14 protein-coding genes and 2 pseudogenes are annotated in these 18,217 nt (G+C 62.9%); 8 read left to right on the forward strand and 8 right to left on the reverse strand.

The annotated features are described in order from the left end of the window. Positions 1-126: 126 nt before the first annotated feature. Genes istB through V5B59_RS19785 form a run of 3 tightly spaced genes read right to left on the reverse strand, consistent with a single transcriptional unit; the run spans position 127 to position 2,748 of the window. Complete coding sequence (gene istB / locus V5B59_RS19775; protein WP_169071123.1) at positions 127-897, reverse strand: IS21-like element helper ATPase IstB; 771 nt, start codon at positions 895-897, stop codon at positions 127-129. Next, entirely contained in the window at positions 887-2,359 is a 1,473-nt protein-coding gene (gene istA / locus V5B59_RS19780; RefSeq protein ID WP_169071122.1) for an IS21 family transposase, read from the reverse strand. The genes istB and istA overlap by 11 nt, the downstream gene beginning before the upstream one ends. Next, a complete protein-coding gene (locus V5B59_RS19785) occupies positions 2,356-2,748 on the reverse strand; it encodes a hypothetical protein (protein ID WP_169071121.1) in 393 nt (130 codons plus the stop codon). Before V5B59_RS19785 ends, istA begins: the two co-directional genes overlap by 4 nt. 902 nt (positions 2,749-3,650) lie before the next feature. Between V5B59_RS19785 and V5B59_RS19790 the strand changes: the two genes are divergently transcribed. Both V5B59_RS19790 and V5B59_RS19795 read left to right on the forward strand, forming a co-directional pair. Beyond that, positions 3,651-5,759 carry a hybrid sensor histidine kinase/response regulator gene (locus tag V5B59_RS19790; protein WP_169071120.1) on the forward strand — a complete coding sequence of 703 codons (2,109 nt, stop codon included), beginning with the start codon at positions 3,651-3,653 and terminating at the stop codon, positions 5,757-5,759. Positions 5,760-6,055: 296 nt separating this feature from the next. Beyond that, positions 6,056-6,646 carry a CHRD domain-containing protein gene (locus V5B59_RS19795; RefSeq protein ID WP_034909861.1) on the forward strand — a complete coding sequence of 197 codons (591 nt, stop codon included), beginning with the start codon at positions 6,056-6,058 and terminating at the stop codon, positions 6,644-6,646. A 480-nt stretch (positions 6,647-7,126) separates the two neighbouring features. Here the strand turns inward: V5B59_RS19795 and V5B59_RS26325 are convergent. From V5B59_RS26325 to acnA, 5 genes and pseudogenes are all read right to left on the reverse strand, one after another. Next, positions 7,127-7,309, reverse strand: a pseudogene (locus tag V5B59_RS26325) (aconitase family protein); the annotation flags it as partial. A gap of 116 nt (positions 7,310-7,425) precedes the next feature. Further along, a complete protein-coding gene (locus tag V5B59_RS19805) occupies positions 7,426-8,484 on the reverse strand; it encodes an MBL fold metallo-hydrolase (protein WP_169071119.1) in 1,059 nt (352 codons plus the stop codon). Further along, entirely contained in the window at positions 8,481-8,810 is a 330-nt protein-coding gene (locus V5B59_RS19810; protein WP_169071118.1) for a hypothetical protein, read from the reverse strand. The genes V5B59_RS19805 and V5B59_RS19810 overlap by 4 nt, the downstream gene beginning before the upstream one ends. Before the next feature lie 243 nt (positions 8,811-9,053). After that, positions 9,054-9,806: a hypothetical protein gene (locus tag V5B59_RS19815; RefSeq protein ID WP_332352254.1), complete on the reverse strand. Its 753-nt coding sequence runs from the start codon at positions 9,804-9,806 to the stop codon at positions 9,054-9,056. A 16-nt stretch (positions 9,807-9,822) separates the two neighbouring features. Then, positions 9,823-12,567 carry an aconitate hydratase AcnA gene (gene acnA, locus V5B59_RS19820; RefSeq protein WP_169071116.1) on the reverse strand — a complete coding sequence of 915 codons (2,745 nt, stop codon included), beginning with the start codon at positions 12,565-12,567 and terminating at the stop codon, positions 9,823-9,825. 284 nt (positions 12,568-12,851) lie between these two features. On the opposite strand from acnA, the gene V5B59_RS19825 reads away from it, so the two are divergent. The 6 genes and pseudogenes from V5B59_RS19825 (at position 12,852) to V5B59_RS19850 (ending at position 18,199) form a co-directional block, all read left to right on the forward strand. Then, positions 12,852-14,021, forward strand: a complete 1,170-nt coding sequence (locus V5B59_RS19825; protein ID WP_169071115.1) for a toxic anion resistance protein — start codon at positions 12,852-12,854, stop codon at positions 14,019-14,021. Next, positions 14,018-14,797 carry a hypothetical protein gene (locus V5B59_RS19830; RefSeq protein WP_169071114.1) on the forward strand — a complete coding sequence of 260 codons (780 nt, stop codon included), beginning with the start codon at positions 14,018-14,020 and terminating at the stop codon, positions 14,795-14,797. Before V5B59_RS19825 ends, V5B59_RS19830 begins: the two co-directional genes overlap by 4 nt. Before the next feature lie 64 nt (positions 14,798-14,861). Continuing rightward, entirely contained in the window at positions 14,862-16,559 is a 1,698-nt protein-coding gene (locus V5B59_RS19835; protein ID WP_169071113.1) for a VWA domain-containing protein, read from the forward strand. A 7-nt stretch (positions 16,560-16,566) separates the two neighbouring features. Further along, complete coding sequence (locus V5B59_RS19840; RefSeq protein WP_034910513.1) at positions 16,567-16,983, forward strand: hypothetical protein; 417 nt, start codon at positions 16,567-16,569, stop codon at positions 16,981-16,983. Positions 16,984-16,993: 10 nt separating this feature from the next. Next, positions 16,994-17,065, forward strand: a pseudogene (locus tag V5B59_RS19845) (protease); the annotation flags it as partial. Between the two features lie 360 nt (positions 17,066-17,425). Next, complete coding sequence (locus V5B59_RS19850; RefSeq protein ID WP_169069902.1) at positions 17,426-18,199, forward strand: ABC transporter substrate-binding protein; 774 nt, start codon at positions 17,426-17,428, stop codon at positions 18,197-18,199. Positions 18,200-18,217 lie beyond the last annotated feature (18 nt).

Genomic DNA, 18,217 nt, shown 5'->3' on the forward strand with positions numbered 1-18,217 from the left:
CATTTGTTCATCCAGGTTTTGTGACAGTCACGACGTTCATCGATCGGGCACCCCTCGACCGGGGTACCGGCTTACCGATGGCTCAGGACTCGGGGGTTGCGCACGGGGCGTGTCAGGCGGCCCACGTCATGCCTCGATCTGCTCTTTCATGCGATAACTCTTGCCCTCGATGACGGCGGTTTCGGAATGGTGGAGCAGTCGATCCAGGAGTGCCGAGGTGAGGGTGCTGTCCTGGTTGAAGATTTCCGGCCAGTGCTTGTAGGCGCGATTGGTAGTGATGATGAGGGCGCCGCGTTCGTAGCGTTCGCTGATGATCTGGAAGAGCAGATCGGCGCCATGCTTGTCTATCGGGAGGTAGCCGAGCTCGTCGACCACCAGCAGACGCGGCTGCAGGTACTTGCGCAGTTCGCGCTTGAGATTTCCCTGCGCTTGGGCGGCAGAGAGCGAGTTGATGATATCGACCGCGGTGGTAAACAACACTGGGTAGCCGCGCAGGCAAGCGGCATGCCCCAGCGCGATACTGAGATGGCTTTTCCCCAGGCCAACATTGGCAATGAAGATCACGTTGCCCTTCTCCTCGATGAAACGCAGTCGGAAGAGATTCTGAATCTGGGGCCGGTTGATTTTGCTCGGCCAGTTCCAGTCGAACTGATCAAGGGTCTTGAGCACCGGAAAGCGGGCGAGCCCCACCCGTCGCTGGATGCTGCGATCTTCGCGGGCATGCGCCTCGCCCTCGATCAGCCGCGCCAGATACTCGACGTGTGACCATTGCTCGGCACCCGCTTCCTGGGCCATGGGTTCAAAACGTTCGAGCAGATGGGACAGTTTGAGGCTCGCCAACTGGGCGCGTAGCGCCTCGGTGGGGACATCGGAAAGGATCCGTCGGTCAGTGCCCATCGCTATGCCTTTCGTAGGGAGAGAGATCGGGTGCGGCGATCTCGAGGTCCAGGAGATCCTGGCGGCGGGTGAGATGCAGCGCCCCCGGCTCGGGGGTTTCACGAGCCCGCATTTCCAGGATGTTGGCGATGTACTCGCAACTATAGGCAGCAAAGGCAATGCCGTCCTGGATCGCCCGATCGACCGCGTCGATGCCGTAGATTTCGCTCAAGGCGACGATCTTGCGCAGGTGATGACGCGGGTTAACGCGACGTTGTTCGATGCCTTCGAGATAGACCTGGGCGTGTCTGGACAGGCTCAGGAACTGCACCAGCAAGCGCTGCTCGCGCGCGTTGCGCCGCTGGGCGAGCAGCGCCTTCGGATGATCGGGGTCCTCGATATCCTGATGCCGGTCATAGCTGCGCAGGTGACGCGCGATGAGTTTGTCCTGGTGGTAAATGCATACCCGATCCGGGTAAGCCTTGAGCGTCACGCGTTGACTGGCAAACTCGGCCGGCACCGAATAGTGATTGGTGTCGAGCGCGACCCGGAACTGCTTCGAGGCGCGCTGACTCTGGATGCGACCGATGTCGTAGGGCATCGGGTTGAGTGGCTGCAGTAGCGCCTGTTCGTCCTTGAACCGATCCACGGGTCGCTGGTGTGTTTCACCATGGAGACGGACATTGGCGATGCTCGCCAGCCACACCTCGGCGGCCGGGTTCACTGCACTGAAGTCGAGGAAGTCAGCGCCGTTGAGCAGGTTCTTTTTGACATAACCCACCCCGCTTTCGACCCTCCCTTTCTCATTGCCTTTCGCGACATTGCAGGGCGAGATGTCAAACCCCCAATGACGGGCGAAATCAAGATAGCGCGGATTGAAGACCGGCGCTTCGCCGACCACGCGGCGAAGCACTGCCGACTTCAAATTGTCGATCATCAGGCGGCCCGGACAACCGCCAAAGGCCGCGAAGGCGTGCTCGTGAGCCGCGAGAAAGTGCTCCATGGTTTGCGCGACGGTGAATTCGACGTACATCAGACGGCTATAGCACAGCACCCTGACGAAGAACGAGAGCCGCCGGCGAGTCGAGCCCACGCCAATCGAACCGTACTCGCCCCAGTCCACCTGGGCAGCTTCACCCGGAGCAAACGAGAGCTTGAGGAAAGCTTCTCGACGCACCGGACGGACCCGACGCACATAGTCCTTGACGATCGTGAAGCCGCCCTCGAAACCGCCCTCGCGCAGGCGCTGGTAGATTTGCTGCGCGCTGTACGGGTGCGTTTCGAGCAGACGAATGACTTGGTCCTTGAACGGATCGAGCTGACTGCTTCGCGGTGCCGATTGCCGGGGGTGGAACTGCTCGCAGGCCAACCATTTCACCACCGTTTGCTCATGCAGGCCAAGGGCACGCGCGGTCTGCGCGACGGTCAGTCCCTGCCGCTCATGGCAGTCCTTGATCTTGCAGTACAGCTCGTATTTGATCATGAGGTCCATCCCAAGACGGCGCGCAACTGGCCGATCCGGACACTGATCTCGTCAGCTCCGAGTTCGCCCCCTTCGCTGCAGGGCGGAGAATCGAGGGACAAGACCTGGTAGAGCGGGTGTTGATAGGCAATGAGGCCGATGCGTATCAGATCGCTGCGCGCCTGACTCAGACGCGCAGGCGTCAGCGACAGGCAGCGACCGAGCGCAGCATCCGAGTAGTAGCTCAACCCCTGGACATCGGCAACCGTCACCAGAAACAGGTACAGCGCCGCTGCCGGCGGATCACAGCGCTCGATGTACCGTTCCCGCACCAGGCGGTGGTCGAGCCAACTGAATTGAATCGGGATCTGCCGGACTCGCTCTGGACAAAGAACGCGTTTGATCGTCATTTTTAATTCTTCCCGCCATGATGTCAGTCCCCAGTTGTACTAGCAGCCGGGTGCTCCTGGCGATGTCATCTTGTAACGTACTGCCCATGAAATGAGCGATAAAACCAATCACAACAGCGGGTTGGCCAAGCCAGACATCTTGTAACGCAGGTTGCAAGATGTCTTGAGGCTCGGTAGTGATTTCAATGGGTTGCGTGGGGCAGACATCTTGTAACGCAACTGGCTCTGCCGGCCCTGTCGTCGCTTCTCCTCTCTGGCCTTTCGGTCGTCGCCAATACCCCGGGTGGGCCTCGCGCCATGACTTCACCCGCGCGACATTCTCGGCACCGCGAAAGTAGTTCTGGTTGTCGCTCTTGGCCAGCCAGGCGCGATGACTGGCGGCCTTGCTCTCCTTGCGGCAAGCCGGCGCGGAACAGTATTTCTGGTGCCGCGTGTTTCGCGCATCCGCCACAAAAAATGCCCCGCACAACAGACACTTGAGATCTTCTGTACGCGCCATGGATTCCCTTCGCTTTCCCCGAAATGCGGCGCAACAGCGCGCTGCTCAGCACACTATGAACGCATGAGGAAAGGGAAAAAGCGAAGAAGGAAGAAAACCGAAGAACGAGGAAGAAGAGTCAAAAAGACCTTCAGAGGAAAGTCGTCGAAGAAAATCGACGAAGAAAATCCATGACGATCAAACCGCCAAATTCACATGACTTTCGGAACGCCCCTGACACGCAGACCGCTGCTGCGCCGTGCCGCAGGCTCCCAGGGCCTGTTCGTCGCCGCTCGATCGCGGGTTGACCGGCGCTGATTGCCCCCCCTATACTTGATTGCATGCCACTCCCCCTGCACCCTCCTGGCGCTCCGCTCGTCGCCCCGCAACGGCGGCAGGGCCAGCGGCTGGTGGTGGCCGCGGCGTGAGCAGCCGGCGCTTCATCGACTGGTTCGTGCCGCCGCGTGCCGACGCCCGCGTCGCGGCACGGGCGCGGATTGTCGCCCGCTCGCTGTTGACCATCTCAGCCGTGGTGTCGCTGCTGCTCGTCGCCTTCATCGTCGTGCGCAGCCGGCCGAGCACGCTCGAACTGACGCTCTTTGCGGTCGCGATCTTGACGCCGGTCGGCGCTGCGGCCGCCATCCGCTTCGTGTCGCGGCCGACCGAAGTCCTCCTGCTCACCAACCTGCTCGGCAGCGTGTATGTCGTCGTCTGGGCCTTTGCCACCGGCGGCGTTCTGTCGGCGGCGGCGCCCTGGCTGATCGCGCTGCTGGCTACGCTGGGCACCTTCGGCCGCGCGCGCGTGCTGCTGGCTGCCTTCGCCATCGACATCCTGCTGCTCTTCGCGCTGTACTGGGCGACGGTGTGCGGGCTGCTGCCGCCGAACCTGGTCCCCGCCGAGGAAGCCGCCCTGCTTGCGTTCATCGGCCAGCTCTCGTCGCTGGTCGTCGTCGCCATGGCAGCGCGGATCGTCCTGCGTGCGCGGGCGGCCGACAGCACCAGCATACGGCGTGGTGAGCAGCGCCTGCAGCGCATCGTCAATGGCATGCCGGCGGCGATTGCCCACGCCGATTACACCGAGAGTATGCCGCGCTATTCCTTCGTGAACCGGCGCTACGCGGAGTGCTTCGGGCGCACGGCCGAGGCCGTCGGCGGCATGGGCGTGCCGGAGCTGCTTGGCGACGAGGCCTATTGCCAGATCGAGCCCCATCTGCAGCAGGTACGGCGGGGAGAGGCAGCCGAATACGACATGGCTCTGCCGATGTCCGACGGAAGCACCCGCTATGACCGCACGTACCTGTTGCCCGACCGGGCAGAGGATGGCTCGGTACAGGGTGCCTACATCTTCGCCATCGACGATAGCGAGCGCAAGCGGATCGAGCAGCAACTCATCGCCGCCAAAGAGGCTGCCGAGTCGGCAAGCCGGGCCAAGTCGGCTTTCCTGGCCAACATGAGCCACGAGATCCGGACGCCTATGAACGGCGTCATCGGCATGGCCGACCTGCTGCTGCATGAGCCCCTGGCGGAGCGGGCGCGGCACTACGCACGGACCATCCAGCGCTCGGGGCGGGCGCTGCTCGGCGTGCTGGACGATGTTCTCGACCTCTCGAAGATCGAGGCGGGGAGGCTGGATCTGGAATCAGCGTGCTTCGATCTGCCGGCGATGCTGCGCGAGCTGCAGGATCTCTTCGGCGAGACCGCGCGGCTCAAGAACGTGACCCTGCGGGTGACGGCGGCGGCGGATCTACCGCGTTGGGTGACAGGCGACGTCGTCCGGCTGCGCCAGGTGCTGTTGAATCTGGTGTCGAACGCGGTGAAGTTCACGACACACGGGACGATCGACGTCGACGCCTGTCGTGAGGCTGATGGCGCTCTGCGTTTCGCCGTCCACGACACCGGCATCGGCATCGCGGCGGACAAGCAGGCGCAGATCTTCGAAGCGTTCGCGCAGGCCGAGCAGGGGACGACCAGGCGCTTCGGTGGTACCGGGCTCGGGCTGTCGATCGCGCGTGAACTGGTACGCCTGATGAGTGGCGAGATCGGGGTGCAGAGTTCACCGGGCGAGGGTTCATGCTTCTGGTTTCGAGTCCGCCTCCCCGAGGCAACGGCGCCGGCGGCGGCGGGGCGCCGTGCCGTCGCCGGGTCTTTCGCCGGTCGCCGTGTTCTGGTCGCCGAGGATGACCCGGTCAACGCCGAGGTGACGCGGGCAACGCTGCTGCACTACGGAATCGACGTCGTGCTGGTGCCCGACGGTGAGCAGGCTGTGACCGAGCAGGCGCGCCAACCCTTCGACCTGGTGCTGATGGACTGCCAGATGCCGCGAATGGACGGCTTCGAGGCGACACGCCGGATTCGCGAGGTGGAGAAGCTGCGCGGTACGCAGCGGACGCCGGTGGTTGCGCTGACGGCGCACGCCATGGCAGGCTACCGTGACGAGTGCCTGCAGGCGGGAATGGACGACTACCTGGTGAAGCCGTTCGAGGCGGCGGCGCTGCGGCAGATGCTCGGGCGGTGGCTCAACAACCAGCCATGAGCGACGGCACCCCGCCACCGCTCTCGGGCAGCCGACCGCTCCCGTCGGGCTGTAGCGAATATTTTCCGAGTGATTTTGTCGGATTTTTTTACAGTCGCGCCGTGCCCGCAGGCTGGAAGCTCATGCAAACAATGCCTTGCAACAATGGTGCGGATCTTGCTTCAGTCTGCACGGGGGCGGGCTGCCCGAATCGCGCGAAGGTGCCGGTTGGTCGATCGCGCGTCCGCTCGACCCCCGCACGCGGCGGCCGTGAGGCTCGCCATGCGGACAACCAGCCTGACAAAGGAGACTACCCGATGCGTACACGTTCATGGCAATCCTGTTTTCTGGCGGCAACCCTGAGCCTGACTTCCAGCCTGGCCTCGGCCACCGTCTACACCTACGCCGCTGATCTTGGCCCCGAAGCCCTGGGCGCCACCGGGTCCGGTATCGTCAAGCTCAAGTTCGATGATGCGACCAACGATCTGTCGATCCACGCCGATTTCACCGGCCTGTCCGGAACGACGACGATTGCGCACATCCACTGTTGTACGGCAACCGCCGGTACCGGAACGATCGGCGTGGCAGTGACCCCGGGCACGCTGCCCGGCTTTCCTGTGGGCGTATCGGCGGGCTCCTACTCGGCGCTCATCGACCTCGACCTGGCCAGCAGCTTCACCAGCGCGTTCATCAACAACTTCGGTGGCGCGACCGTTGCCGGCGCGCGCACTGCGCTGTTTGCCGGCCTCGATGCCGGCACGGCGTACTTCAACATCCATACCAGCAAGTTCCCCGGTGGCGAGATCCGCGCTTTCCCCGAGCGCGTTCCCGAGCCCGCTTCGCTGCTCCTCGGCGCCATGGGCATCGGAGCGCTGGTGCTGACCCGGCGCGGACGGCGACGCCTCTGAGAGCACGGCTTTGGCTGCGGCGCCGGTCGGGCGCCGCAGCCGGGGGGCCTCAGCAGTCGACACCCGGAATTCGACGCGACGGTCGAGGGCGTCGCCGGCATCGTCGGTGCCGGTGCCGACGAATTTCGCAGTCGCCGAGCATGTTGGTCAGGCCGTCGGTGCATAACAGCAGCCGGTCGCCGGCGGAAAGATCCAGCACCGCCGTGTCAGGGAAGTCAGGGCTTGGGCATTGCTGCCGCGCCGTCCCTGGATGTCGGCCATGGCGGCATGGGTTTTGGTTCGTCACGGCCCAGATCGCGGAACGAGAGCGCCAGGTTGTTGAGCCCGTCGGCATCGAGCGCGGCCACGGCCTGAAGGGGCGGGCATGGGGCCGTTCGAGCGCGGCGACGTCGACTTGCAGGCATCGGCCCAGCAGATCGGCCACGGCGGCGGGCATCGCCGGGTATAGGCTGTTGGCGTTTCGCGGCGCGGCCAGGTAGGAGCCTGGTTGAACGCCGGGTCGAAGTCGCCGGCATTGCCGATACAGGTCGTGCAGCCGTAACCGGCGAGCGCGAAGCCGAGTTCGGCGAGCGGCTCCAGGAGGCCGGCCTTTTCCAGATAATCGGTGACCATCCGCGAGCCGGGAGCCAGCGAGGTCTTGATGTGCGGCTGCACGCGCAGGCCTTACGCGAAATTTCTGGTTGGTGAAGGGTGCAGATGGCGCATTGCGACTATAGAACAGTGGAGATAGCCCTCCAAAGCAGACTCTTACGCCTTCCAGCACAGTTTTTTCTGCTGCCCTACAAAGCGCAGGCCGCCCCGAAGAGTTCCACGGCCCAGTTCGCTGCTGGCAACTTTCGCAGCCGGATCGCGCCAAAGCCTGAATTAACCCGTGAAACCTTCTTGCAGATGTCTTCCAGCCGCTTCAACACCGCCGCGTCCATTTCCGGCCGGCGCGTTGCTCCGGAACTCAAATAAGCAATTGCCGTATTGGCTTTGATGCGGGCCTTGTCTTCATCAGACGGTAACCTATGACCTCGGTTAAACGGGGTCAGGCAAGCGGTCGGATTTTCCCCGAGCAGCGTGGCCCAAATGTTCGGGTGGTCACCAGAATAGGAGCCATGGTGCGCCACTTTGTAAGCTGAACCCGTAGGCCGAGCGGCGCACCAGGCGTTGGACACCACCGCGCCCCAACCGCAGGTAGGATGGCTTTCCAAGTCAGAGCCTAACAACGCCGCATCCCCGTCAAAGTCAATGTGTAGCACCACCGCTTCGTGGTTGGGGCGCAGGTCCGGTGCGTGGTTGATTTGCGCTACATTTCGCGGTAGATACTGGGCGAAATGGGCCAGGGATTGGGCGAAAGCAGCTGGGACTGGCGAGAGTGCCGATACTCGAACGTTCCGACCATTTGCGGACAACTCCAGTACAGAGAAGCGTTGCTGTAGAAAACTGACCTCTGCTCGCTGGGCGACCACAGAAAACAGTTCCTTTGCGCCACGTGCCAAGCCGGGGGCCGCTGATCCCCCATAGGCTGCGAGGAAAGCAGAAGCCTCGTCGCTGTTGAACACAGCGGACAACATAAACTCGGCATCCGGGTAGTGCGCAGCCAGCCGGGACATGCCTCGCACGTGATCGTCATGCCAGTGCGATGCTACGATAGTCTTGACATGCTTGGGCTGAACACCGATGGCCTGGAGGTATGCGTGGGTTGCCGGGCCTTTGGTTGCGGGATCGATGCAGGAATCGACCAGCAGCCAGTTGTTTTCGCCGAGATGGACCGCGATCGCTTCACCGAAGCCAGGCCCGAAGAGCGTGATTTCCAGCTCGTCGTGAGCAGGACCGCTGCCGTAATCACTCATTCAGCGATTGGCCGAGCCTTCATCTTCGAACGTATCATTGCCGCGTCTGCCTGGATACGCTGGATCTGCTGCCTGGACCAGGCCGGCCGCCGCCGAAACCGCAGTTCCTGCGCGTTCTCTACGCTGCCCCGGCGCAGTCGTTTGAAGAGAGTCAGGTAAAACACGGCACCGGGCTGGACCAGATCACGGTCTTGGTCGGCCACCCATTGCAGGTCGATTTCAGCGGTATGGTCAGCAACCTGCCCAATTCTTGCAGACAAGAGGACGCTCATCACCTCACTCTGCAAGTCCACGCTCAGTACGCGGCCTTCCCAGATCTGGATCACTGAGGCATCAGTGTCAACCTGGGTTCCGACCGACTTGACAGGCAATGGCGCCAAGAACGCCTTTTCGGCGCGCTGCGAGACACTGCTCGCCAAGTCCGTCCGATCGTAGAACACGGTGGAACTTCGCACGACTTCAACGGGTTTCGGAGCTACAGGCTCGCTCTGGAAGTCGAACGGGTCGGCGATGCGGGAGCTACGGCCCCTGCGCGCTGGACTAGTGGTCTGGACTAGCATGTTTGGTGGTTATCCAGCCAGAGCCTGCGAAAGAATACCATCAAATACCCGAACGGCGTCTTGCCAAGATGTCTCCCAGTTCAAAGCGATGGTATCGGATGCAACCTCGGCGGCAGTTACGGCGTCATTGCTGGAGGCAACGACATGGTGATCGTTGTAGGCGAAAAAAACCCCGCAACGAACCTTGGTAGAAGGCTGGACGGAAATCCGCTTCTCATCACCGGATACGGGGTTCCGGCTCTTGTCGGTGCGCTGGATGAGCATTGTCAGATCGACCAGGCCGGTGGTAGCGTGCTTTTCGGGGTAAAGACCGTTCCAAATGGTTTTTGGTGCCAATACGTCGCCGACTCGGTGGTACTCATCCTTGCTGGCTAGCCGGTAATGTCCGAGGAAATTTAGCCCGACAGCAGTGATTGGTGTGTGCGGCACCAAGGACAGGATCCCGATTGCCAAGTCCGCAAACGCCGGGGTCAAAGGTCCCTTGCTGGTCAGCGAAAACTGCTCTTCGAACACCTGAAGCGCAAACCAGTCGGTTTCGAACGCACAAACCTGGTGCGAAACTATCAAAGACGCGTCGTTCCGCGCACCGTCCAGGTCGTCTGTTCCGATCAGATTGTTTCGCTCTAGCCAGTCCGGCGTGAAAATGGCCGGATTGAAGGCACCTACCGCGACGATGGAAGAGCTGAATATGTCCGCTTGTCTGGTCAAAGGAGGCAGGTGTGCAGGGGTTGGATAGCGCGCAATTATATGAGATTTCAACATAGCCATTCTGCAGCAATTAGTCGGTCGTGTTTCCCGCAGGTGCTCCGAGCAGTTCGCCGAGAACGTAGGGCAGGATGCCGCCCGATCGGTAGTAACTGACCTCGATCGCCGTGTCGATGCGGCACAGCAACGGGCGTTCGCTGCGTTCGCCGTTGGCGCGCTCGATCACCAGGGTGAGCGCCTGCATCGGCAACAGGCTCGGGCCGATGCCGAGGATGTCGAAGGTCTCGTCGCCGCGCAGGCCCAGAGAAGTCACCGAATCGTCGGCAACGAACTGCAGTGGCAGTACGCCCATGCCGACCAGATTGGCACGGTGGATTCGTTCGTAGCTGCGCGCGATCACCGCCCGCACGCCGAGCAGGCGGGTTCCCTTGGCGGCCCAGTCGCGTGACGACCCGGTTCCATACTCCTCGCCGGCGAAGATCAGCGTCGGCGTGCCACGCTCGAGATGGCGCATCGCGGCGGCGAAGACCGTCGTCTGCTGGCCGTCGAACAGCGTGTAGCCGCCCTGTGGCTGGCGTCCTTCGGCGTCGGCCGGCAGCATCAGGTTACGGATGCGCACATTGGCGAAGGTGCCGCGCATCATCACCTCATGGTGGCCGCGGCGGGCGCCGTAGGAGTTGAAGTCGACGCGTTTGACTCCCTGCTGGGTGAGCCACTGCCCGGCCGGCGTGTGCTCGCCGAACGAACCGGCCGGCGAGATATGGTCGGTAGTGACCGAGTCGCCGAGGATCAGCAGCGCCCGCGCGCCGCGAATGTTGCCGGCAAGCTGCGCTGGCAGTTCGAAGAACGGCGGGCGGGCGATGTAGGTCGATGGTGGCCAGTCGTAGACCTCGCCGGCCGGCGCCGGAATGGCTTTCCAGAGATCCTGGTCGGCGCCGACGTCGGCGTAACGCCGGCGGAAGGTCTCGGGATCGAGCGCGAACGGCAGCACGGCGTCGATCTCTTGCGAGCTCGGCCAGATCTCGCGCAGATAGACCGGCTGGCCGTCGGCACCGCGACCCAGCGCTTCGCTGTCGAGGTCGATATTGGCCCGGCCGGCGATTGCAAAAGCCACGACCAGCGGCGGCGAAGCGAGGTAATTGGCGCGCAGATTGGGATGGATGCGCGCTTCGAAGTTGCGGTTACCCGAGAGCACCGCGGCGGCGACGAGCTGGTGATCGGTAATCGCCTGGTTGAACGCCGGGTCGAGGTCGCCGGCATTGCCGATACAGGTCGTGCAGCCGTAACCGGCGAGCGCGAAGCCGAGTTTGGCGAGCGGCTCCAGGAGGCCAGCCTTTTCCAGATAATCGGTGACCACCCGCGAGCCGGGAGCCAGCGAGGTCTTGATGTGCGGCTGCACGCGCAGGCCTTTGTCGACGGCCTTCTTCGCCAGCAATCCGGCGGCGATCATCACTGCCGGATTGCTGGTATTGGTGCATGAGGTGATCGCCGCGATCAGCACGTCGCCATGGCCGAGATCGACGCCGGGCCGCCCGGTCGCGTAGCGCTGTCGCAGGGTCTCGGGTGGGCGAGCGAAGCCGTCGGCCGACTCGGGTGCGCTCAGCAGGGTATTGAAGCGGCTCGCCATCTCGGGCAGCGCGATGCGGTCCTGCGGCCGCTTGGGGCCGGCCAGTGAGGGGACGATGCTGGCCAGATCGAGGCGGACGGTACGCGAGTAATCGATCTGGCCGGCGCGCGGAATGCCGAACAATCCCTGTGCCCGGAAATAGGCCTCGAAGAGCACACAATCCGCTTCGCTGCGGCCGCTGCTGCGCATATAGTCGATGGTCTTCTCGTCGACCGGGAAAAAGCCCATCGTCGCCCCGTACTCCGGTGCCATGTTGGCCAGCGTCGCGCGGTCGGTCACCGACAGCGTGCTGGCTCCCTCGCCGAAGTACTCGACAAAGGTGCCGACCACTTTCTCACGGCGCAACAGCTCGGTTACCGTCAGCACCAGATCGGTGGCGGTGACGCCTTCGCGCAGGCGGCCGCTGAGTTCGACGCCAACTACGTCCGGGGTCAGGAAATAAACGGGCTGCCCGAGCATCGCTGCTTCTGCCTCGATGCCGCCGACCCCCCAGCCGACGACGCCGACGGCATTGATCATCGTGGTGTGCGAGTCCGTGCCGACCAGCGTGTCGGGAAAGCACAGCCGTCCCTCGGCGCGCCCTGTACCCGCTTCCCGCATTGCCTGCTGACGAACGCCGTGGAACAGATGTTCGAGATTGACCTGGTGGACGATGCCCACTCCCGGCGGCACGACGCGGAAGGTCTCGAAAGCCTGCATTCCCCATTTCATGAACTGATAGCGTTCGCGGTTGCGCTCGAACTCGAGAGTCATGTTCTGCTGCAGCGCCTGTGGCGTGCCGTAGTAATCGACCTGTACCGAGTGGTCGACGACCAGGTCGACCGGCACCAGCGGCTCGATGCGCCGCGGGTCGAGTCCGCGCGCCTGCGCCACCTGCCGCATCGCTGCGAGATCGCAGAGCAATGGCACGCCAGTGAAATCCTGCAGCACGACGCGCGCGACGACGAAGGGAATCTCCTCGCTGCGGCGTGCGCGCGGCTGCCACTCGGCAAGTTCGAGGATGTGTTGCTCGCTGACGCGCTGGCCATCGCAGTGACGCAACAGCGCTTCGAGAACGATGCGTAGCGACACCGGTAAACGAGGCACATTGCCAATCTCGGCAGCCGCCAGTGCCGGCAAGGAATAGAACAGAACCTCCGATTGGCCGGGAGGCGTGAAGCGAGACAGCGTATTGAATGGCGAGTGGGACATGTCGAACCTCCGGACAGATGCGCGCCTGGCGCAGATGGTGGATTGACAGCGGGTGGTGGCAGTACGTTCGCTGCTGCTGGCACGGATTCACTTCGTGAGGCTCAGCGAGGGCAGAATCGACGATGGACCGCCACTGGATGGGAAACATCTACTCTCGTCGCTGGGATAGAATGCTGACGTAGTCCCGCAAGTGTCGGGGACGGGTGCAAGCAGGATGGGCCTGCATTGCCGCGATTCCCGCTTGAGCTTAGCGTCCGCGCGCATTTTATGAAGGCTGCCAGGCAATGAGTTCCGATCCTTCCAAACCCGCCGGCCACAGTCCCCGGCAATCCGTGCCGGATCTTGCCGCCGCTTCGCCCGCTGCGGACCCGCTTGTGGTGCAGGCGCGACAATTCGTCGACCACCTGCTGGAGCGGGCAGCCGCACAACAGGCGGCCGGGCGTGATGAGGTGGAACATCTCGGCCATCTCGAACAGGCCGAACTCGCCCGTCGCAGCGCGATGCTCAAGGAGCCGCTGCGCGCGCTGGCCGGGCGCGCCGAAGACGGCGGCGACGTGGCCCAGGCATTGCTCGCGCTGCGCGACCGCGTGGAGGAACTCGATCCCGCCCGCTTCGATCTGGAGCCGGGATTCGCCACACGCCTGATCGGCTACATTCCGGGGATAGGCACGCCGCTCAAGCGCTATTTTTCTCGTTATGAAAGCGTTTCGACGGTCATCGACCGCATTTTGCAGTCACTGCGTGCCGGGAAGGAGCAGTTGCGGCGCGACAACCTCACCTTGCAGGGCGATCAGAAGGAGATGCATGCCCTCGCCGAGCGGCTGGAACATTCGATAGGGCTATCGCGGCTGGTGGATGCGGAACTTGAACAGCGGCTCGCCACGCAGATCGAACCCGACACGGCACAGGCCAGATTCGTCGCCGAGGAATTGCTGTTCCCGCTGCGGCAGCGCATCCAGGACATGCAGCAACAGTTGCTCGTGGGCCAGCAAGGCTACCTCACCACCGAAGTCATCGTGCGCAATAACCGGGAACTGATGCGTGGTGTGGATCGCGCCGTCAATGTGACGGTGAATGCGCTGCAAACTGCTGTGGCGCTTGCGCTCGCACTGGCGAACCAGAAGATCGTGCTGGACAAGGTGCAGACCATCACCGACACCACCAACAAGTTGATTGGCGCCACCGCCGCGCGCCTGAAAAGCCAGGGGGTGGACATCCATCGTCAGGCTGCTGCTACCCAGCTTGATCTGGAGGTGCTGCGCAAGGCCTTCTCCGACGTGCGGGCAGCCCTGGACGCGCTAGCCAGTTTCCGCCGCGCGGCGCTGCCTGAAATGGCGAAGTCGATTCTCGAAATGGACCGCATCGCCGTTGCGGCCGCAGGTAGCGTGCGCGCGCTGCAGCAGGGCAATGCTGCAGCGGATGACTGGCACACACCTGACCAGAACGGCGCATGAATCCACTGGCGCCGCGTGCTCTCCGGAGCTTGCTGCGCGATCCGCGCAGTGGGTTCGTGCTGGCCGTGACGGGCTTTCTGGAATGGGCGTTTGCCGCGTGGTTCGCGCCGTCCGCCGCGATCCACATCGTCGCGCTGGCGCTGGGCGCCGGACTGCTGGTGCTTTGGCCGGTCCTGGCTGCACGCGCTGCCCAGGAAAATGCGCGCACCGCCCCCGCCGATGACATTGCTCCGCTGGCGGCCGAATTGCGCGAACTTGGCGCGCGCCACGCGGATGCCCGCCGCGGCGTCGAACAATTGAGCATCCTGTGCGACCAGCGCCGTACCCTGGCCATCGTGCTGGGCCGGCGGCTGGACGCCGGCGAACTCACCTTCGACCGCTATCTCGCAACGGCCGACAAGGTCTATCTCGCGGCGCTGGATAACCTGCACGAACTGGCTTTGGGTTTGCGCAGCGTAAGCAGCAGGGATGCCGACTATCTCGACCAGCGCCTGCGCGAAATGCACGCTGCCGGCACACACCCGGACAGCGCCGGTGCATGGCACGAACGCAAGCGCTTGCACGCCGGCCAATTCGAGAAAGCGGCCGACCTGCTGGCCCAGAACGAAGCCGCGATTACCGCGCTGACCAGGGTGGCGACAGCATTCGCCAATACGCATACCGGCAAGGATCGCAGCGAACTCGACACCCGCACGGCCATCGCGGAACTCGAACGACTGGCAAGCCAGACCGGCCGCTATGCGGCGGACGGCGCACGGCCGCCGGGCAAGAGATGAACGGCTCGCCGCTGCTCAAGCGGGCCGACTGGCTCGGCACAGGCCACTCACCGAAAGGTAGATCATGAACAATTCCTCTCCAGGCGCGTTCGGCATCCTTCTTGGCGCACTCCTGACCTTGCTGCTGTCGGCTTGCGGGCCGGATCGTTCCCAGCCATTGACCAGCGAGCAGGCCCACGCCGAACTCGCAAAGCACGTGCAGCGCGTGGCCTATGACACCCGTCCGGTGCGTGCGCAGGTCAATCTGCCTGTCGGCGCGCCGGCCACGCTGGCCGATACACTACCCGACATCGCAAAATTCCCGGTCGTCGTGGAGCCGGCCGCTGGCGCCGGTGACGTGGTGGCCGAAATATTCAGTTCGATCGAAAAATCCGGCAATGGCAGCGATGGCTGGCTGACCGAGGTTGCGCGCGATTTCAATGCCGCGAACGAGAAGCTTGCCGACGGCCGGCGTGCTCAGGTCCGCGTGCGCAACATCGCCTCCGGCACCGCCTACCAGTTCATCGCCTCGCGCAAATATGTTCCCGACGCCTATACCCCATCCTCGCATCTGTGGATACGCATGACGGCCGCGAGCGGCATGGCGGTCACGCCGATCAGTGAGCGTCTGGCCGGCAATCTTGCGGGCGTCGTGCTGAAAAAGGATAAAGCCGACAAGCTACGCACCGCGGGCGGCCAACTGGACGTCAAAATGCTCATCGACGCGACCGTACAGGAGCGCATCGTGATGGGCTACACCGATCCCTATGCGAGCACGACCGGCCTGAATTTCCTCCTCACGGTGCTGCAGACCTTCGCCGGCGGCGAAACCGCGCGCATGCTGGCGCCGGACGTGGAAAGCGCGTTCGAGGGCTTTCAAAGCAAGGTGCCCTTCGTCGCCATCACCACCCTGCAAATGCGCGATTCGGTACAGAGTGGCGGCTCGCTCGACGCCTTCGTGATGGAGCGCCAGACCTTCGCAAACATGCCGGAATTGAGCAGCGGCTACGAATTCGTGCCGTTCGGCGAACGCCACGACAACCCACTCTACGCGCTGGGCAAGATTCCCGCCGAGCGCGTCGAAGTACTGAAGCGCTTCGCGGCGTTCGCGACACAGCAGAAATATCAGGCGAACGCAGCCAAGTATGGCTTTAATTCGCCCATGGACCATAAAACCCCCTTTGCAGCGCCGCCCGGAGAGATGATCGCGCAGGTACAAAAACTCTGGAAAAAGGCCAAGAACCAGAGCCGGCCGGTCGCAGCGGTATTCTTGTGTGACATCAGCGGTTCCATGCAGGGCAGCCGGCTGCGCAACGTCAAACAGGCCCTGCTGCAGGGCTCCGACCTGATTGCCGCGAGCAATTCGATAGGCATGGTGCTGTTCAACGACAAGGTGACCGAGGTGGTGCCGATCAAGCCTTTCGATCTACGCCAGAAAGCCACGCTGCGCACGGCGATCGCACAGATCGATGCCGCCGGTGGCACCGCGATGTACGACGGCATCGCGGTAGCCCTGTCGCTGCTCGTCAAGGAGAAGGCCACACACCCGGACGTGCAGCCCATGCTGTTCGTGCTCACCGACGGCGAAACCAACCAGGGCATGAGTTTCGACGACATGCGAATGATCATCAAAGGACTGAATATTCCGATCTATGCCGTGGGCTACGAGGCTGACATCAAGGAACTGGCACGCCTGTCGGGTCTCGTCGAGGCGGCCAATCTGAATGCCGGCGAGGGCGACATCGGCTACAAGATCGGTTCGCTGTTGAACGCGCAGATGTAAGCCGGCCATGTCTGCTCTGCGCACCTGGCTGGCACTGGCCGTCACGACTTTTGCTGGGCTCGGCGCAGGCTACCATGGCTACCTGCAGACCCACCCGCGTCAAGTCGTGGTGGTCGTGGATAGCTCCTATCCCATGCTCGAAGTCTGGCCTCAGGTTGCCTCCGTGCTGGACGATCTGGGCCGGCGGCGATATACGCAGTTTTTCCTGAGCACGGAGAAAAGCGTCGTCCACGAATGGTCCGACCGGCTGCAGACGGGCCGCATCACGCCCTATGCACCGCGGGACTTTTCCCGACTGAACGGCCTGCTGCCCCCGGCCGCGAATGCCGAGGTCTATTTCCTGACCAACGCCGAAAGCGCACTGACGGAAAGCTTTGCCGGCTGGCATGTGATCCGGCTGACACGCCCGCACAGCTCGAATTGAAAATTCTGATTTCGCCCATGCCGGCAAGCCGCTCGCCGCGATCTGCCACGGCGCGCAACTGCTGGCCGCCGCCGGCGTACTTTCATGATCGGGGGTGCCTGGAAAAGTCATGACCGTTAATGTGAAAGTCGCGTATGCGACTCACGAATCTCCCTCCCCCCTCGCGGGGGAGGGGTCGGGGGAGAGGGAAACGGTCATGACTTTCATGATCGGGGGGGCCTGGAAAAGTCATGACCGTTAGACGTCACCTGGCGCCGCGCTTGCCGGAATGCCGCCAGCCGCTGCTTTGCGCGTGCTGCCGGCATTGTGATTCTTGCGCCTCATCGACCCTGTTTGTTGTACTCTTCACTGCTTTTTCGCCAACTTGGCCAGGGTAGTACGGGTCATGGCGTGACGGCAATCCCTTGTTCCACGAACTTTGACTTTATCAACAGGAGATGTCATGCGTTTCTTAGCCAGGTTATTGAGTGTCGTCATTCCGCTCTCGCTGATGCTCGGCGGTCCTTCACAGGCCCGCGAATGGGAGGTGATCAAGAGTTCCGGGACCATCCTTGCGGCCACTGAAGGCGGTTTCCAGCCCTTCAATTATTACGACGGCCCCAAGCTGACCGGTTTTGAAGTGGATCTGGCCGAAGCCATCGCCAAGAAGCTCGGCTTGAAACTCGAATGGAAGGTGGTCGCCTTCGATGCGCAGTTGGCGGCACTCAAGCAGGATCGTTTCGATTTTGCGATTGCCTCGCACGGGTATACCGAAGAGCGTGCCAAGTCGGTCGATTTCGCCAATCCGCATTACTGTACCGGCGGACAGATCGCCGCGGCCAAGGATGGCCCACTGACCGTGGCATCGCTCAATGGCAAGACCGTCGGCGTGCAACTCGCCACCACCTACGCCGATGCCGCCAGGAAGATCAAGGGGCTCAAGAACGTCAAGACCTACAAGGGCGACCCTGAAGCGTTCTCCGCGCTGCGCGCCAAGAAGGTCGATGCCTGGATTTCCGACAAGTTCACGGTCAAAGCGACTCTCGACAAGAATCCCGACGCCGGCATTACGGCTGGCGAAATGGTGTTTGTCGAGCGTGTCTCGATGATCCTGCGCAAGAACAACAAGGAACTCGCAGACAAACTCAATCAGGCGCTGGTCGAGGTGATGAAGGACGGCACCTACAAGGCGCTGTCCGAGAAGTATTTCAAGGAAGACATTTCCTGCCGTTCCTGAAAACCAGTCCACATGAAC

The sequence above is a fragment of the Candidatus Accumulibacter contiguus genome, assembly GCF_036625285.1.
Taxonomy (GTDB): Bacteria; Pseudomonadota; Gammaproteobacteria; order Burkholderiales; family Rhodocyclaceae; genus Accumulibacter; species Accumulibacter contiguus.